Below are 17031 nucleotides of genomic sequence, written 5' to 3' on the forward strand. Positions count from 1 at the left end.
AGTGAATGTGGCGCTGCTATTGGCACAGATGGTTGTTGGACTAACCGATACACTCGCTGTTGGGAGTGGTAATATGGTAATGGTTACCGTTGAAGTATCAGGAACGCACAAAGCCGAAGAAACAGTATATGTAAAAGTATATGGACTTCCGGCAAGTGTCATTGATGAAACATCCAAAGTACCAAGATGTCCATTAGTAGTTGTTATCGGACCCGACCAAACACCGCTATTATCAGGTGTTCCTCCTAATAAACCAAATAAATTAAAAGGAGTTGTGGTAGAGACTTGGTCTACACAAATACTTCTATTTCCATCATTTCCCGCATCGTTTAAATCGTAGATATTCACCAAAACCTCAAGCCTATCGCTACTTTCACAAGGCGGATCTACTGTGGTTGCATAGTAAAACTGACCGTTAATCAAAGGCGTTGCCGAATCTAAAGGCACTCCAAAAGCAGAAGTCAAATACCAATTATTATTTCCTGAGGCTACCAAATCCGCAACTGTTGGCGGACTTCCAGGGATATTACAAAACTCTTGCACAACACTTCCGGTTGGCGGCGGAACCAGGCCAACATTGACAAATACTGACAACCTTGAGGTTTGACAACCAGTATCGGGATTGACTTGACTAATATAGTAAATGGTATTGTCATTTAATATGGCTGTTGGTGAGAGAGCCGTACCTCCGAGAGGCACCGTATACCACTGTAAATTGTTTCCAACAATAAAAAACTGCGGATTAGATGGTGTCGCCTGATTTAAATTAGTCACACAAACCCCTTGAAAATTAGCTCCGGTTGGAGCAGAATAGACAGTAACCGTAACGCTTTGTCTGACTCCGCACGAACCGGTATTATCATCTGCAAAATAATCTTCTCCGTTGACTAAAACCGCAGAAGATGATAACGCCGTTGTTGATGTTGCTGTTGCATACCATCTGATACCTCCTCCATTATCCACTGCTTGTAAACTGGCAATGGTTGGTGATTGTGTATCACAAAAAGATTGATTTACATTAGTGACTGTCGGACACTGAGAATAAACTAAACTATTCTGCCCAAGTAGTGTTAGCAATAAAACACAATAAAAAGAATATTTTTTGGCGAGAGTAGTGATTCTCATAAGCAATTTGATTAAATACCATTTTTGATCCAAATTCCCCAACCTTTTTATAGCAAAAATCACTGCAATCAAAAAAATTAACCGCTTGAAATTCGCTGTAGGCGTTGAAAAATATCAGATGTAATTCCCAGCACTATATTACTTATAATTTCCAAGGCAAAAATTGACTTATTAAAATATTATAAACAAAATAATAAACATTATTAACAATTTACTGAAATCAAAAAACAATCACAAACCATTAAAAAATAGACACTTATAGAAAAAATAAAATAAAAAAAACAGAGTTATCAATAAAAACAAAACTGCTTAAAAATAAAAATTGTTGATAAGTTTAGGTTCAAACCAAACTCACCAACAATCTATTATGATTTCTTATTTCTTTTTAGAAGAACGACTGACGGAAAGAATTCTTTACCTCATCAAACTCAGATATTACTTCCTGCACTATAGCTTCAACCGATTTCACTTCATGAATCAAACCGGCTATTTGTCCGATTTCTAATTCTCCTTCTATCAAATCACCCTCAAACATTCCTCGCTTGGCCCGAGCACGGCCTAAAAGACTTTTTAATTCTTCAACGGTTGGACATTTTGCATACAATTCCTGTAAATCTTGGTAAAATTTATTTTTAATCAATCTCACAGGAGCCAATTCTTTCAAGGTAACCTGCGTATCCCCTTCTTTTACTGAGAGTACAGTATTTTTAAAATTATCATGCGCAGAACTTTCAAAAGAAGCTACAAATCTGGAACCCATTTGAACCCCGTCTGCACCTAAAACCATAGCTGCCAACATTCCTTTACCGGTTGCAATTCCTCCGGCAGCTATCAAAGGAATTGAGATTTGCTCTTTCACCATTGGAATCAGCGTTAGGGTTGTGGTTTCTTCTCTTCCGTTATGACCTCCCGCTTCAAAACCTTCAGCAACAACCGCATCAACTCCGGCTTCCTGTGCTTTTAGTGCAAACTTCGAGCTACTAACTACATGAACAACCGTTATACCATTAGCCTTTAAATGACCGGTCCATGTTTTCGGATTTCCGGCAGAAGTAAAAACAATCTTTACTCCTTCTTCGATTATGATTTGAATGATTTCTTCGATGTTCGGATACAGCATTGGCACATTTACACCAAAAGGTTTGTCTGTTGCTGCTTTACATTTTCGAATATGCTCTCTCAGTACGTCCGGATACATTGAGCCTGCCCCTATCAACCCTAATCCGCCGGCATTACTAACTGCACTGGCTAACTTGTAGCCGCTGTTCCAAATCATTCCGCCTTGAATAATTGGATATTTGATATTGAAAAGTTGGGTGATTTTATTCATGTTATAATAATAACTTAGATTTAATTCTTCATCAATTTACCGGTTTGCAGAAAATCTTGATTTTTAATACTGTAGTGGTAAACTCCTTTAGCTAATCCTTCTAAATTAACAACACCATCAATATCAATACTTTGTTGTTTTATCAGCTGACCTAAATTGTTATAGATTGCAAGCGTAGCAGAAGTAAAACCTGCCGGGAAAGCAATCTTCAAATGCGTTGAAGCCGGGTTAGGATAAACTAAAAACTTTACTGCATCACGATCACTAACCGAAAGCTGGGCAATAGTCAGAGCCGTTTGAAAGTCGGGTATTCCATACCCAAACTGAGCTGTAGGATTACTGTACCTGTCAGCCGATTGTTTAACAAAATCCAATACTTGCTGGTTGGTCGCCCAAGGAATAGCCTGCCAAAAACTGGCAATAGCACCCGCCATAATAGGTCCTGAAAACGAAGTCCCATTAGCCGCTCCAATTGTTCCGTTTATGCCGGATACAATCGCATTTTGCCCTTGTGCCATAACATCAGGTTTGACTCTTTGATCAAATGAAGGACCGATTGAACTGAATGTTGCATAAGTTTCATCCGGCTTAACAGCTCCTATAGCAAATCCGTGCAAAGCATCGGCAGGAACGGCTATGTAAGGATTAGGACTCGAACCCGAATTACCGGCACTGGAGACACAAATCATCCCTCGGCTAAATGCCACATTGGTTCCTCTCGAAATAAAAGAAGTTACGCCATCCATATTGGCGTACGTATAACTGTAGTTTGGATTATCGTATCCGAAATACCCCAAAGAAGTATTGATTACATCAACTCCGAGGCTGTCGGCCATTTCTGCTGCTTCAACCCAATAACTTTCTTCAACCGGATTTTCAGCAGCTGCATCTTCAGTAACAAACAAATAGTATTTAGCATCCGGAGCTGTGCCTATCAATTGATTCTCCACATAACCGCCCATGGTAGAAAGCACCATGGTACCGTGTGAATTAGCAGTGTAAAAATCGGTTGACTGCCCGACAAAATTATAACCTCCTAAAATTTGGTTGTTATCTCTTAATCTTTGGAAAGGCTGAACGGCATCAACATTCGGAAAACCGGCGTCCATAACCGCAATAATTTTACCGGCACCTGTAAATTCTTGTTGGTGTAAAACATGTGCATTGAGCATTTGCGCCTGATTGGCAGAAGTTCCGTAAGCAAAAGTAATTTGGGTATCAAGTGTTTTATTAACACTCGAAAAAAGGCTCGTTCTATTGGACGCTTGGTTTCTGCCTGAAACGTTTAAACTTCTGTCGGCAAACTCGATATGGTCCACAAACTCAATGGCACTAAGACTATTGATATCCGATAAACTTCCTCTAACGTGTACAGCATTCATCCATTTAGATTTGGCCTTTACCTCTATACCCGAAGCAGCATCAATTTGATCCACATAAGGTTGGTGAATAGGCACATCTTTAATATCAATGGCAATATTTTGATTAATTCTTCTGTCCAACGCTCTTTGCGAAAGCATTTCCAATGGATTATCAAAATAATATTGCGCGTTAGGTTTGTTGTTGAAGTACACCCAAGCATCATCTTGTGCAAAACTGACTGTTGTCAGCCACAAAAAAGTAAAAAAGTAAATTTTTTTCATAGCGCTTTACTTTTAGTAAAATGCTAATTTATGAAATTACTCCCGATCCAACTAATTCATCGCCTAAATTCCAAGCCACAAACTGGCCTTCTGTTATGGCCGATTGCGGTTCTTCGAAAGCCACATACAAACCACTTTCGAATTGATAAAGGGTAGCTTTTTGTAAAGCTTGACGGTAGCGAATGCGAGCCATTACTTCCATTGTCTCACCTGTTTTCAAAGCTAAATCCTGTCTGATCCAGTGCACTTCTGAAGGCTGTACTCTAAGTACCTTTTTAAATAGACCGGGATGATTTTGTCCTTGACCTGTGTAGATTGCATTGGTTTTAACATCGGTTGCAATAATGAATAACGCTTCTTTGGTGCCGCCAACATTCAAGCCTTTCCTTTGACCGATTGTAAAATAATGAGCGCCTTGGTGCTTCCCAACTATCTTTCCATATTCCGGCACATAAGTAATGCCTTTTGCCTGATGCACTAATTGTTCTTCTAAAGAATCGAAAACAGGAATTTCTTGGCTGTAAATAGGATTGTCTGCCGCCGCTTCATAGATTAATCCTTCTTTGGGTTGTAATTGTTGTTGCAGAAATTCAGGCAAACGTACTTTACCAATAAAACACAGGCCTTGAGAATCTTTTTTTTCAGCGGTTACCAAATCCAATTGCATGGCAATGTCACGAACTTCGGGTTTGGTTAATTCACCTATAGGAAAAAGGGCTTTGGCCAATTGTTCTTGCGATAATTGACAAAGAAAATAGGATTGGTCTTTGTTACCGTCTTTTCCGGCTAACAGTTGATAAACAGGTTGACCGTCAACTTCAATTTCTCCTTTGCGGCAATAATGACCAGTTGCTACATAATCGGCTCCAAGGCTTAAGGCGATGTTCATAAAAACATCAAATTTTATTTCACGGTTACACAATACATCAGGATTTGGAGTCCGACCTTGTTCGTATTCTTTGAACATGTAGTCGACAATCTTTTCTTTGTATTGTTCACTTAAATCAACCGTTTGAAAAGGAATGCCCAGTTTTTCGGCTACCAAAAGCGCATCGTTACTGTCTTCCAACCACGGGCATTCGTTGGAAATGGTCACCGAATCGTCGTGCCAATTCTTCATAAAAAGACCGATTACTTCGTAACCTTGCTCTTTAAGCAAATAAGCAGCGACACTGGAATCTACTCCGCCCGATAATCCGACAACAACTCTTTTCATGGGTAAAAAAATTTGTTGCAAAATTAGGTGAATATTTAGTTTTCTTCTAGCGGTTTAACTCTTTTTTGGAATTTGCGACGTTGTTTGTCCATATTAACGTCTTTGAGCTTGCCTTTTTCAAGAATTTTCCAAATCCCTACTTTCTTACCGCTCTTAAAAACGCCTTGAGAAGACAACTCATTGGTGGCCGTTCGGTAGGTAGCCATGCCATCGTACAATCCGTTTTTAAAATTGCTTTCTTCCAGTACGATTCCGTTTTCGGCATAACTTTTATACAAACCTTCTTTCACTCCGTCTTTATAGGTAGTCTCTTCAGCTATAACGCCGCTTTTGTAGAAAACTTTGCGAACGCCGTTTAATTTTCCGTTGGAGTAATATTCCAAAGTCATGACTTGAGGAGAGTTTTCATGGTAGTATTTCCATTCGCCTTCAAACTGTTTGTTCACCACTTTTCCTTCACTGACTTTATTGTTCTTTTGGTTGAAAAAGATAGTATAGCAAGAGTTGTCATTGTCATTGAATTCACGGGTAGCTATAACTGTTGCAGCTTTAGTATCATCAAAAAACTTAAATAAACCCACTTCTTTACCGTGCTCAAAAGTGCCTTCATAGCGCAATCGTTTTGACTCTTCATAAAAACCTTTCCACAATCCGTGTTTTTTACCGTTTTCGTCTAGTTTATTGTAATCCTGCGCCAGGGCAAAAACACCGGAAATCAAAAAAAGGAAGATGTATTTCATAAGAGTAAGGTTTAATTGAAGTGTTATAAATCGGTACAAATTTATGCTAATTCCTTTAACGGAAAAACAGCAGTCTTTATTACGATTGAATTGTTAATTTTTTTTTAAAAAAACAAGCTGGTTTTGTTTAACTTTTCTGATAGAAACAACATCAGTAAAATCGCTTAAAATATATATATCCACGGGTAATACCCTAAAAAAGAGGCTGTTTAAAAAATCAAACAAAACTGTTAAAGTATTTATAAATTTAAGTTTTGTTTATCTTTTATTGATTTTTGTTAAACAATGTTTCATAATTTAGCCGAAACATTAAACAAAAAATTATTATGAAAAATCTAATCAAAAAAATGTCTTTAGCATGTATTGCTTTAGCAATGTTGTCTTGCAGCGATGATGACAACAACACACCTCAACAACAAACTATTGCAGCCATTGCAGCAGGAAACTCAGACTTTTCCACTTTGGTTACTGCGTTAAACCGCACCGGATTGACTGCAACATTAGATGGAAATGGTCAGTTTACAGTATTTGCTCCAACCAATGCAGCGTTTCAAACATTCTTCAGTTCATTAGGCTCTAATGTAACTGTCAACAATGTTGATGTAAACGTATTAAAAAACATTTTGTTGAATCACGTTGTGGCCACAGAAATCAAAAGCACTGATATTCCTGCAGCAACTTATGTTTCAACTTTATCACCAATCAGCACAGCGGCTAATGCGCCAACCATTAGTATGTTTGTACAAAAATCTGGCGCAACAGTAACTATCAACGGTGGTGTTGACAGCAAAGGCGCTGTAGTTTCAACTGCAGATGTTGATGCCAGCAATGGGGTAATTCACATTGTAAACAGAGTGATTCAGATTCCAACTTTAGTGGACCACGTGGTTGATAATCCTGAATTTGACACCTTACAAACTGTAGTAACCAGTACAGGTGGCGCATTTGGAGATCAAAGTGCAGTATTAAGTGCTTTAAGCGGTTTAACTGCAGCTTCACCGGCAACTTTATTTGCTCCAAACAATGCTGCATTTACCAGCTTAATTTCTGAACTTACTACAGCGGGAATTTCACCAACCGGACCTCAATTCTCTAGTGTATTACAATACCATGTAGTAGGTGGCAATGTTCGTTCAACAGCTTTACCAAGCGTAGTATCAGGTTCAAGTGCCGGTGTAGTACCAACTTTAAATGGTCAAAACATTACTATCTCTTTAACGGGAGGTGCTAAAATCACAGGAACATTCTCTCCGGCCAGACCGGCAAGTAACATTATTGCTACAGACATTCAAGGAAGTAATGGTGTGATCCACGTATTAGATAAAGTATTATTGCCTACTTTATAATTTCCCTTTGCTATGGAAAAGAAAAAGCGCAGTTTTCACTGCGCTTTTTTTATGGATATAATCTAATTACTTTTTCTTGTTTTGAAGCTTTTTCTGTTCTTCGGCTTGTTCCATCATTTCTCTCATTTTCCTTTGGAACTTTCCTTCAGATTTTGGCTTAGATTTATTTTCCTGAATTTGAGCGTGTATTTTATCGCTGTCGATAAAGTATTTCTTAATCACCAACATAATACCAATAGTAATCAAGTTTGAAATAAAGTTATACAAACTCAATCCTGAGCCGTAGTTATTAAAGAATAATAACATCATTACAGGCGACAAATAAATCATAATCTTCATGATTTTACCCATATCCGGCATACCTTCTTGCGGTGGTTGCGACATCGCCTGATCTCCGGAAGTCATTTTCATGTAGAAGAAAATAGCAATAGACGCTAATATCGGGAACAAACTAATGTGATCCCCATAAACCGGAATATGGAAAGGTAATTTTGCGATTTCATCGAAAGAGGACAAATCTTCTGCCCATAAAAATCCTTTTTGACGCAACTCTATAGCCGATGGGAAAAACTGGAACGAGGCGTACATAAACGGAATTTGTATCAAAGCCGGTATACAGCCTGCCATAGGATTCACCCCTGCTTTGTTATACAAGCTCATGGTTTCCTGTTGCTTTTTCATCGGATCTTTGCTGAACTTCTCGCCTATTTCCATAATCTCAGGACGCAATACTTTCATCTTGGCTTGAGACAAGAACGACTTGAAAGTAATCGGTGACATGGCAATTTTAATCAAAATAGTAAACACTATGATAGCAATTCCCAATCCCATAAAGGTACTCAAGAAGCCAAACAACGGCACAAAAATGAATTTGTTAATCCAACCGAAAATACCCCAACCGAGTGGTATGATTTCGTCTAAATTTCTATCATAATTATTCAATAAAGTGTAATCTGCCGGTCCGTAGTACCAATTCATTTTATAATCCAACTCGCCATTGTTGAAAGCCAAAGCTGAAGTAGTTTTAAATTCTTTGGTAAAAATGGTGTCTTTTTCTTCGTCTTGTACTAAATCATGCGACTTCAAACTCGCTTTTTCGAATGGGGTTTTAGTCAGCAATATAGATGTAAAGAAGTGTTGTTTGTAAGCGATGTAAGTCACCTTATCCGGTGTTTCTTCTTTATCACTGCCTTGACCTACGAAATCGTCTTTTCCGTCTTCGTATTCGAATACAATTTCAGCATAACGATTTTCGTAAGAGATACTTTTCTCATTGCGATACGTTTTCATATCCCATTGGAAATCGACTGGTTTTGAAGTATTCAATACCGTATTTAAGCCTTGGGTACGAATATCAAAATCCAACATATAGTCTTTTGGTTTCAACACATATTTGTATTCCAAGAAAGCATTATCGCTTGATTTTAACTTCATCGACAAGACTTGATTGCCGTCGACAGTAGTTAATGTTGGCTCGAAGAATAAATCTTTGGTATTGAGTACTCTGTTGTCTTTGGTTTGCAACTGCAAGTTGAAATAAGCATTATTATTTTTAATCAACGCCACCAACTCTTTGGAGTTTTTATCAAACTTTTTGAAATCTTTTAAAGTAGCTTCAGCAATATAACCGCCTTTATTGGCAATTTTTAAAACCACTTTATCATTTTCTAAAGTAGTAAAGGCTTCTTTGGCTGAAGGTAAGGTTGCTGAGTAAGCAAAACTTCCTAATTTCCCTTGTAGCTTTTGAATCTTAACCGAATCGCCCACAGTGGTATCGGTGATGGTTTGCGCCACATCTTTAGTTGTTTCTTTCTTGGCTTTGGCTTCTATGGCTTTTTCCGTTTTGGCTTTGGCTTGCGCTTTAACTTCGTCTTGACGGTTGTTGTACATTACCCAAAGGATAATGACAAAGATTAAGGCAAAACCGATAATCGAATTAAAATCAAATTTCTTTTGTTCCATTTTTTAATTATTAGTCGTAAGAAGCAACAAAGACCACTCTGCTACTTGCTATTTTTTATGATTTACCATTGCGGCCACAAAGCTAACAAAAATTGGGTGTGGATTAGCAACAGTACTCTTATATTCAGGATGGTATTGGACACCAATGAAAAATGGGTGGTTTTTCAATTCTACTATTTCCACCAAACCGGTTTCAGGATTGACTCCCGAAGTGCTTAAACCGGCGGCCTCCAACTGTTTTCTGAAGTCGTTATTGTATTCGTAACGGTGGCGATGACGTTCTTGAATTTGGCTTTTCCCATAGATTTTATAGGCCAAACTGTCTTCTTGCAAGTCGCATTTCCAAGCACCCAAACGCATCGTACCTCCTTTATCGGTGATGTTTTTTTGTTCCTCCATCAAAGCGATAACCGGATGTTGGGTTTCCTCATTCATTTCAGTAGAATTGGCATCTTTCAAACCTAAAACAGTTCGAGCATACTCGATAACGGCCATTTGCATTCCCAAACAAATTCCGAAAAACGGAATGTTATTTTCTCTGGCGTAGCGAACGGTTTCAATCTTTCCTTCGATACCTCTTCCTCCAAATCCGGGTGCGACTAAAATACCGTCTAATCCTTGCAACTGCTCGGCCGCATTGGTTTCATCCAAATACTCCGAATGAATACTGATGACATTCACCTTAGTTTGATTGGCGGCTCCGGCGTGTATAAAAGCTTCTAAAATCGATTTATAAGAATCTTGTAACTCAACGTATTTTCCAACTAAACCTACATTTACGGTCTGCTTCGGATGTTTCAATCGGTGTAAAAAAGTATTCCAGTTTTTTAAATCCGGAGCGGCTTTTTTCGGTAGATTTAATTTTTTTAAGGCGACGATATCCAATCCTTCCTCCAGCATTAGATTCGGCACTTCATAAATTGTAGAAGCATCGATGGATTGGATTACGGCTTCGCGTTTTACATTGCAAAACAAGGCTAACTTTTGACGCAACTCATCGGATAACTCGTGCTCGGTTCTACACACCAAAATATCCGCTTGGATTCCGCTTTCCATTAAGGTTTTAACCGAATGTTGGGTTGGCTTTGTTTTCAATTCGCCCGCAGCAGCCAAATATGGAATTAAGGTCAGATGGACTACAATACTGTTGCTTTCTCCCAATTCCCAAACGAGCTGACGCACGGATTCGATATATGGTAACGATTCAATATCTCCGACAGTTCCGCCGATTTCGGTAATGACGATATCATAGTCGCCCGATTTTCCAAGCAACTGCATGCGGTCTTTGATTTCGTTGGTAATGTGTGGTACTACTTGAACGGTTTTGCCCAGGAATTCTCCTCTTCGCTCCTTTTCAATCACCGAAAGGTAAACCCTACCGGTAGTAACATTGTTGGCTTGAGAAGTAGGCACATTTAAAAATCGCTCGTAGTGTCCTAAATCCAAATCCGTTTCCGCACCGTCATCGGTCACAAAACATTCGCCGTGTTCGTACGGATTTAAAGTGCCGGGATCGACATTAATATAAGGGTCAAATTTTTGAATGGTGGTTCGGTATCCTCTGGCCTGTAGTAGTTTGGCCAAAGAAGCTGCGATGATTCCTTTCCCCAAAGAGGAAGTCACACCGCCGGTAACAAAAATGTACTTAGTTGGATTCATTGTAAGTTGTATGTTGTGTTGTTGTTGTTTTAAAAAACGAGGCAAAAATACGATTATAATTCGATTGTTAGAACGTTAGAACGTTAGATTTTCAGAAAAAAGAGAATCCAATAATCTGAGCTGTCTAAGCAGTCTGACATTCTAAAAATCTTTCTTAGGGTACTGCTTTTTAATGTTGCGCACCAAGGCTTCTAAACCGTTTAATTTGAGTTCGTAAACCAATTGCAATTGATCACCCAAAGTGCCTTTGGGAAATCCTTTTTGGGAATACCAAACCACATAATGTTCGGGCAAATCAATAAGATAATAGCCTTCGTATTTGCCGAAGGGCATTTTGGTGTGTGCGAGTTTGATGAGGAGTTTTTGTTGGTCGTTCAAAATTACTTCCAATTAAACACGATTTCTCGTTTAATATCGGGATGTAAACTGTAGTGAACCGGACAAGTCAAAGCCGTTCTTTCTAAAATAGTTTTAGTCTTCTCGTCGGCTTCGATACTCATATTGAAAGTCACGTGAATTTCTGAAATCCTTCTCGGTTCAGCCGCCATAACTTTAGTTACATCAGCAGTAGAACCTGAAAAATCAACGCCCATTTCTCGGGCTTTAATACCCATTACGGTAAACATACAACTGGCTAAACCATTGGCCACAGTATCGGTTGGTGAAAAGGCTTCCCCTTTTCCGTTGTTGTCGATGGGCGCATCAGAGATGATTTCGCTACCGGATTGTAAATGGAGGGAAGAGGTTCTTAATTCTCCCAGATAAGTAACTTTTGAAGTAGGCATTATGAGGCTTCTTTGATGGATAAATCGATATCGTAGTACAAGATGTAAATTCCGTTGTTGGAATACCCATAAGTACTGTTTGGATTGTAATTGAATTTGTTTTCTATCTGCTCCGAATCATCGTTTTGAATAGTTTCTTCGAAAGTTTTCTCTTGAGACAAACGCAACAAGGTATCGAAAGTCACATCGAAACCGCGAATAGCATAAGCGTTCGGAATAATCTTGTTTAGCTTTTTGTATTTGGCATCAAACTGATTGGCTTCAATACTTTCGTTTGGTCGGGTTAAGGACGGATATAACAGTTTTAATTTGGTCAATCGCGTCAGGGAAATTTCTTCAAAATCCAAGGTTTCATTCGGCTCCATGATCACCAATTGCACTTGATAGTCTTTCTGAAACGCCAGCATGGCATTGGTAGTAGCCAAAATCATCCCGGTACTTTCAGAAGCCAAAACAACATAATTCATCTTGTCTTTTTTCAGACAAACTTTTAAACTATCCGCAGAAAAAGTATTCTTGGCTGTTAATCCGATGATTCTGGTTCCGGCTTGATTTTCTTGCAGGTATTGTTTTACGCTCCCTTTTTTCGGATCAACTACGGCTACAACATTACCGCCTTTGCCCCTCATAAACTCAAATATAGAAGCACGCATTTGATCTAAAGAAGGCATCGATTGGTAAAGGTTACTGAACTTCTTACCCGATTCTTTGGATAAGGGAGAAATCACCGGTGTTTTGGTAGGTTCCAAAATTTCGGCCAGTTTTTCTACATTGGCTTGGTAAAATGGTCCGATTACGGCATCCATTGCATTCAATTTGTGGTCTGTTGCCAAAGTCGTAACGTTAGAAGTGTTTTTGGTTTCTTGAGAATCTAAAATTTTGATATCAACATTCATCCCTAATACTCTAGCCGAATCGATGGCCATTAAAGCTCCTGAATAAAAATCCAAGGTCATGTTGAGAAACTTGTCTTTCTTCAAACGCGCTTGGGTTGAATTTACCGTGTCGCTTTCTATTTTACTGATATTAAATGGTAAAAGTAATGCGAGTTGTTTTCTCGCATTAGTATTCATATTCTTCAATAAATTGCCTTGTTCTTTTTTGATAGGCTCTTTGCGTTGGCCTTTGGGAACTCGGAGAATCATACCCAGCTTAACGCCTTTTTTCAATTCGGGATTCAAGGCTATTAATTCTTGTTCGGTCATTCCGTAATCGCTGGCAATGCTGGAGATGGTTTCTTTAGGACGCACCACGTATTCTTCCAAGTATTTTTTAGTACTAACCGCCGGAGATTTTGGAGCTTCCTCTTTCACTTTATTGGACTCAACAACCGGTTTAGCTTCCGGATTTCCGGAAACAACCAATTTCAACCCAACCGGAAAATCATTAACAATAGCCGGATTCAATCGCTCCAATTCTTGTATGGTCATTCCGTATTTTTTAGAAATACCGTATTTGGTTTCTTTAGGTTCGATGATGTGGTACGTTGTATTGCCTTTAGCCATCTCAGTTTTAGGTTCTGATTTCACTACTGCTTTTGGTGTTTCTTTAACTACTGCTTTTGCAGGCGCAGCAACAATAGTTGTTGGTACAATACCACTAGAAGTCGGAACTTTAATGGTTTGACCTGTTTTTAAACCATCTTTTAACAACTCGGCATTTGCCGATTTTATGGCCTCTACAGTAACTCCGTATTGTCTGGACAAGCTGAATAAAGTTTCTTTAGGCTGTACCAAATGAGTAGTCGGATTTCCCGGTGCTTTTGGCGAAGTTTGTTTGGGTTCTGCTGAAAAAGATGATTCGGCTACTGTAGGCGGGATTAACAATACGCTGTTAAGTTCAATCCCTTTTTGCGAATCTGGATTGAGTTTGTAAATATCATAAGGTGTAACCTTGTATTTTTGAGCAATCATCGTAATTGTTTCCCCTTGAGCTACAGTATGCTTCACGTATTTATCCTGCTTGGCCGACGTATTGAACGTGACCATTAGTATAAACAGCAATGAGAAAATAATTCGGTTTTTCATAAACAGTTCCTTTATTTTACGTTAAAGTTAACAAATCTTTTCAAATGCCATCGGAATTGAGGCTTTTTTCATCAACTTTTTTAGGCCAACAAAAACTATTCCCATTCGATTGTGGCCGGTGGTTTTGAGCTGATATCATAGACCACTCGGTTCACGCCTTTTACTTTATTAATGATTTCATTGGAGATTTTCATCAGGAATTCGTAAGGCAAATGTACCCAATCAGCGGTCATACCATCGGTAGATTCTACAGCTCTGAGCGCTACTACTTTTTCGTAAGTACGCTCATCGCCCATAACCCCTACACTATTCACCGGTAACAAAATAGCGCCGGCTTGCCAAACTTTATCGTACAAACCGTGCTCTTTTAAACCGTTGATAAAAACAGCATCCACTTCCTGCAATATTCTGACTTTCTCTAGTGTAATCGAACCTAAAATTCGGATAGACAAGCCCGGTCCCGGGAACGGATGTCTGCCTAAAAGTTCAGCATCAATTCCTAATGTTTTCCCTACGCGACGAACTTCGTCTTTGAATAACATACGCAATGGCTCAACGATTTGTAGTTTCATATAATCGGGCAAACCGCCTACATTGTGATGCGATTTAATAGTTGCACTTGGTCCTTTTACCGAAACCGATTCGATGACATCCGGGTAAATCGTTCCTTGGGCCAACCATTTTACGTCTTCAATGCGATGGGCTTCATCGTCAAACACTTCAATAAATACACGACCAATAGCTTTGCGTTTGGCTTCTGGGTCTTCCACTCCGGCTAAAGCTTCCATAAATCTATCAGTAGCGTCTACACCTTTTACGTTCAAGCCCATATCTTTGTATTGGTGCAAGACGTTTTCGAATTCGTTTTTGCGCAATAAACCGTTATTCACAAAAATACAGTACAAGTTTTTACCGATAGCTTTGTTCAATAAAACGGCTGCTACGGTAGAATCTACACCACCTGAAAGCCCAAGTACTACTTTGTCGTTTTGCAATTTGTCTTGCAATTCTTTAACGCAATCTTCCACGAAAGCGTTTGGTGTAAAGTTTTGCGGTACTTCCGCTATTTTGACCAAAAAGTTTTCTAAAAGTTGTTTCCCGTCGGTGGAATGGTATACTTCGGGATGGAATTGAATCGCATAGGTTTTTTCCCCTTCAATGCGATAGGCTGCATTCGCTACGTCTTTGGTACTGGCCAACAAAACACCGTTAGTTGGTAATTGTTTGATGGTATCGCTGTGGCTCATCCAAACCTGACTGTTTAAGGCGATTTCGTCAAAAAACGCTTCGTCATCTTTGATGAAAGACAAATTGGCTCGGCCATACTCGCGTATGTTACTCGGCGCTACTTCGCCACCGTTGAAATGCGCTAAGTACTGTGCACCATAACACACAGCAAGTAAAGGCATTTTGCCTCGAATTTGAGATAAATCAGGATGAGGAGCGTCTTCGGCTCTCACAGAATAAGGGCTACCCGAAAGGATAACTGCTTTGTAGGTCGATAAATCATCCGGAAAATGATTGAAAGGAAAAATTTCGCAGAATATGTTTAATTCGCGAACGCGGCGTGCAATAAGTTGTGTGTATTGCGAACCGAAATCTAAGATAAGTACGTTGTGTTGCATGTGCAAAAGTAGCACTCTCAGTTGAAAATAAAAAATCGAAAACCGACATTTAGCCAAATAAAAAAGCATCTCGAAATGAGATGCTCTTTTAAATTATAGTGAAGCTATTACTTCTGTTTAAACGCTTTTACACCCGGAAAATAAGCCGTGTTGGCTAATTCTTCTTCAATGCGCAACAATTGGTTGTATTTTGCCATACGGTCGGAACGCGAAGCAGAACCGGTTTTGATTTGACCACAGTTTAGCGCCACGGCTAAATCAGCTATAGTGTTATCTTCTGTTTCTCCCGAACGGTGAGACATTACCGAAGTGTAACCCGCATTGTGTGCCATATTTACCGCAGCGATAGTTTCGGTTAAAGTACCGATTTGGTTTACTTTTACCAAGATAGAATTGGCAATCCCTTTTTCAATTCCGGTAGCCAAACGTTGTACATTGGTTACAAATAAATCGTCGCCTACCAATTGCACTTTGTCGCCTACCAATTCAGTTAAGTATTTCCATCCATCCCAATCGTCTTCGTACATTCCGTCCTCAATAGAAATAATCGGATAGTTCGCAGCCAATGAAGCCAAATATTCGGCTTGTTCTTTCGAAGTTCTTACTTTTCCGGTAGCGCCTTCGAATTTAGTATAATCGTATTTTCCGTCTACATAAAATTCAGAAGCAGCGCAGTCTAAAGCAATCATTACTTCGTCACCGAATTTATAGCCTGCATTTTCTACTGCTTTTTTAATAGTATCCAAAGCGTCTTCAGTTCCACCGGCTAAATTTGGTGCAAAACCACCTTCATCACCAACGGCTGTTGACAAATCTCTATCGTGTAATACTTTTTTCAAGTTGTGGAAAATCTCCGTTCCCATTTGCATGGCATGGGTAAAGTTTTGGGCTTTAACCGGCATAATCATAAACTCTTGGAACGCGATTGGCGCATCAGAGTGTGAGCCACCGTTGATGATGTTCATCATCGGTACCGGTAAAGTATTGGCTGAAACACCGCCAACGTAACGGTATAATGGCAAACCTAACTCGTTGGCAGCCGCTTTAGCCACTGCTAAAGAAACCCCTAAAATAGCATTAGCCCCTAAGTTGGATTTATTGGCTGTTCCGTCTAAATCAATCATCAATTGGTCGATGTGGTTTTGTTCGAAAACCGAAACGCCCATTAATTCCGGAGCAATTTTAGTATTTACATTCTCCACCGCTTTCAAAACCCCTTTTCCCATGTAGGCTTTGCCACCATCTCTTAACTCCACTGCTTCGTGTTCTCCGGTAGAAGCACCACTGGGAACAGCAGCACGACCCAAAACGCCGTTTTCAGTTACTACATCAACTTCAATGGTTGGATTTCCTCTGGAATCAAGGATTTGTCTTGCATGTACTTTGATAATAATACTCATTTTTATAATATTAAATATTTGATATTAGATTTTAGATATATCACAAATATATTCCATCTTTTTTTAGGAATTTGACAATTCAGCCGAATGTTATTAACGCAAACGATTTAGTATAGTCGAATTTTCAGAAGCGAATGGTTCGGGCATTTTTGTTGTCCTTATTCCCGCTGTCC

At 39.2% G+C, this 17031-nt stretch carries 13 protein-coding genes; 1 reads left to right on the plus strand and 12 read right to left on the minus strand.

The features are described 5' to 3' along the window. The 5 genes from SK086_RS12320 to SK086_RS12340 all read right to left on the minus strand — a co-directional run. Positions 1 to 1125: hypothetical protein (locus SK086_RS12320; RefSeq protein WP_324691974.1), on the minus strand; the 1125-nt coding region annotated here is incomplete at its 3' end. A gap of 385 nt (positions 1126 to 1510) precedes the next feature. Beyond that, positions 1511 to 2455, minus strand: a complete 945-nt coding sequence (locus tag SK086_RS12325; RefSeq protein WP_290874994.1) for an NAD(P)H-dependent flavin oxidoreductase — start codon at positions 2453 to 2455, stop codon at positions 1511 to 1513. A 20-nt stretch (positions 2456 to 2475) separates the two neighbouring features. Further along, positions 2476 to 4098, minus strand: coding sequence for a S8 family serine peptidase (locus SK086_RS12330; protein ID WP_324691977.1), 1623 nt, complete (start codon positions 4096 to 4098; stop codon positions 2476 to 2478). A gap of 28 nt (positions 4099 to 4126) precedes the next feature. After that, positions 4127 to 5314: a tRNA 2-thiouridine(34) synthase MnmA gene (gene mnmA / locus SK086_RS12335; protein WP_324691979.1), complete on the minus strand. Its 1188-nt coding sequence runs from the start codon at positions 5312 to 5314 to the stop codon at positions 4127 to 4129. A 35-nt stretch (positions 5315 to 5349) separates the two neighbouring features. Beyond that, positions 5350 to 6054, minus strand: a complete 705-nt coding sequence (locus SK086_RS12340; protein ID WP_324691980.1) for a toxin-antitoxin system YwqK family antitoxin — start codon at positions 6052 to 6054, stop codon at positions 5350 to 5352. A 326-nt stretch (positions 6055 to 6380) separates the two neighbouring features. Between SK086_RS12340 and SK086_RS12345 the strand changes: the two genes are divergently transcribed. Beyond that, positions 6381 to 7400, plus strand: a complete 1020-nt coding sequence (locus tag SK086_RS12345) for a fasciclin domain-containing protein (protein WP_324691981.1) — start codon at positions 6381 to 6383, stop codon at positions 7398 to 7400. A gap of 66 nt (positions 7401 to 7466) precedes the next feature. On the opposite strand, the gene yidC is transcribed toward SK086_RS12345, so the two are convergent. From yidC to eno, 7 genes are all read right to left on the minus strand, one after another. Further along, a complete protein-coding gene (yidC, locus tag SK086_RS12350; protein WP_324691983.1) occupies positions 7467 to 9362 on the minus strand; it encodes a membrane protein insertase YidC in 1896 nt (631 codons plus the stop codon). Between the two features lie 48 nt (positions 9363 to 9410). Further along, the gene (locus SK086_RS12355) at positions 9411 to 11021 is read right to left on the minus strand and encodes a CTP synthase (protein ID WP_290875006.1); all 1611 of its coding nucleotides are present in this window, start codon (positions 11019 to 11021) and stop codon (positions 9411 to 9413) included. A 141-nt stretch (positions 11022 to 11162) separates the two neighbouring features. Continuing rightward, complete coding sequence (locus SK086_RS12360) at positions 11163 to 11399, minus strand: DUF3820 family protein (protein ID WP_324692116.1); 237 nt, start codon at positions 11397 to 11399, stop codon at positions 11163 to 11165. A 2-nt stretch (positions 11400 to 11401) separates the two neighbouring features. Continuing rightward, positions 11402 to 11806, minus strand: coding sequence for an OsmC family protein (locus tag SK086_RS12365; RefSeq protein WP_290875010.1), 405 nt, complete (start codon positions 11804 to 11806; stop codon positions 11402 to 11404). Further along, the gene (locus SK086_RS12370) at positions 11806 to 13833 is read right to left on the minus strand and encodes a LysM peptidoglycan-binding domain-containing protein (RefSeq protein ID WP_324691985.1); all 2028 of its coding nucleotides are present in this window, start codon (positions 13831 to 13833) and stop codon (positions 11806 to 11808) included. The genes SK086_RS12365 and SK086_RS12370 overlap by 1 nt, the downstream gene beginning before the upstream one ends. Positions 13834 to 13928: 95 nt before the next feature. Continuing rightward, positions 13929 to 15458 carry a glutamine-hydrolyzing GMP synthase gene (gene guaA / locus SK086_RS12375; protein WP_324691986.1) on the minus strand — a complete coding sequence of 510 codons (1530 nt, stop codon included), beginning with the start codon at positions 15456 to 15458 and terminating at the stop codon, positions 13929 to 13931. Between the two features lie 107 nt (positions 15459 to 15565). Further along, positions 15566 to 16858: a phosphopyruvate hydratase gene (eno, locus tag SK086_RS12380; protein ID WP_324691988.1), complete on the minus strand. Its 1293-nt coding sequence runs from the start codon at positions 16856 to 16858 to the stop codon at positions 15566 to 15568. Between the last annotated feature and the right edge of the window lie 173 nt (positions 16859 to 17031).

It is taken from the genome of Flavobacterium cheonhonense (assembly GCF_035671315.1).
Taxonomy (GTDB): Bacteria; Bacteroidota; Bacteroidia; order Flavobacteriales; family Flavobacteriaceae; genus Flavobacterium; species Flavobacterium cheonhonense.

What these genes read in the sequence shown, in the direction of transcription:
- mnmA (WP_324691979.1), bottom strand. Translation starts at nt 5,314, where the DNA reads ATGAAAAGAGTTGTTGTCGGATTATCGGGCGGAGTAGATTCCAGTGTC.
- yidC (WP_324691983.1), bottom strand. Translation starts at nt 9,362, where the DNA reads ATGGAACAAAAGAAATTTGATTTTAATTCGATTATCGGTTTTGCCTTA.
- SK086_RS12355 (WP_290875006.1), bottom strand. Translation starts at nt 11,021, where the DNA reads ATGAATCCAACTAAGTACATTTTTGTTACCGGCGGTGTGACTTCCTCT.
- SK086_RS12330 (WP_324691977.1), bottom strand. Translation starts at nt 4,098, where the DNA reads ATGAAAAAAATTTACTTTTTTACTTTTTTGTGGCTGACAACAGTCAGT.
- SK086_RS12325 (WP_290874994.1), bottom strand. Translation starts at nt 2,455, where the DNA reads ATGAATAAAATCACCCAACTTTTCAATATCAAATATCCAATTATTCAA.
- SK086_RS12345 (WP_324691981.1), top strand. Translation starts at nt 6,381, where the DNA reads ATGAAAAATCTAATCAAAAAAATGTCTTTAGCATGTATTGCTTTAGCA.
- guaA (WP_324691986.1), bottom strand. Translation starts at nt 15,458, where the DNA reads ATGCAACACAACGTACTTATCTTAGATTTCGGTTCGCAATACACACAA.
- SK086_RS12365 (WP_290875010.1), bottom strand. Translation starts at nt 11,806, where the DNA reads ATGCCTACTTCAAAAGTTACTTATCTGGGAGAATTAAGAACCTCTTCC.
- SK086_RS12340 (WP_324691980.1), bottom strand. Translation starts at nt 6,054, where the DNA reads ATGAAATACATCTTCCTTTTTTTGATTTCCGGTGTTTTTGCCCTGGCG.
- SK086_RS12370 (WP_324691985.1), bottom strand. Translation starts at nt 13,833, where the DNA reads ATGAAAAACCGAATTATTTTCTCATTGCTGTTTATACTAATGGTCACG.
- eno (WP_324691988.1), bottom strand. Translation starts at nt 16,858, where the DNA reads ATGAGTATTATTATCAAAGTACATGCAAGACAAATCCTTGATTCCAGA.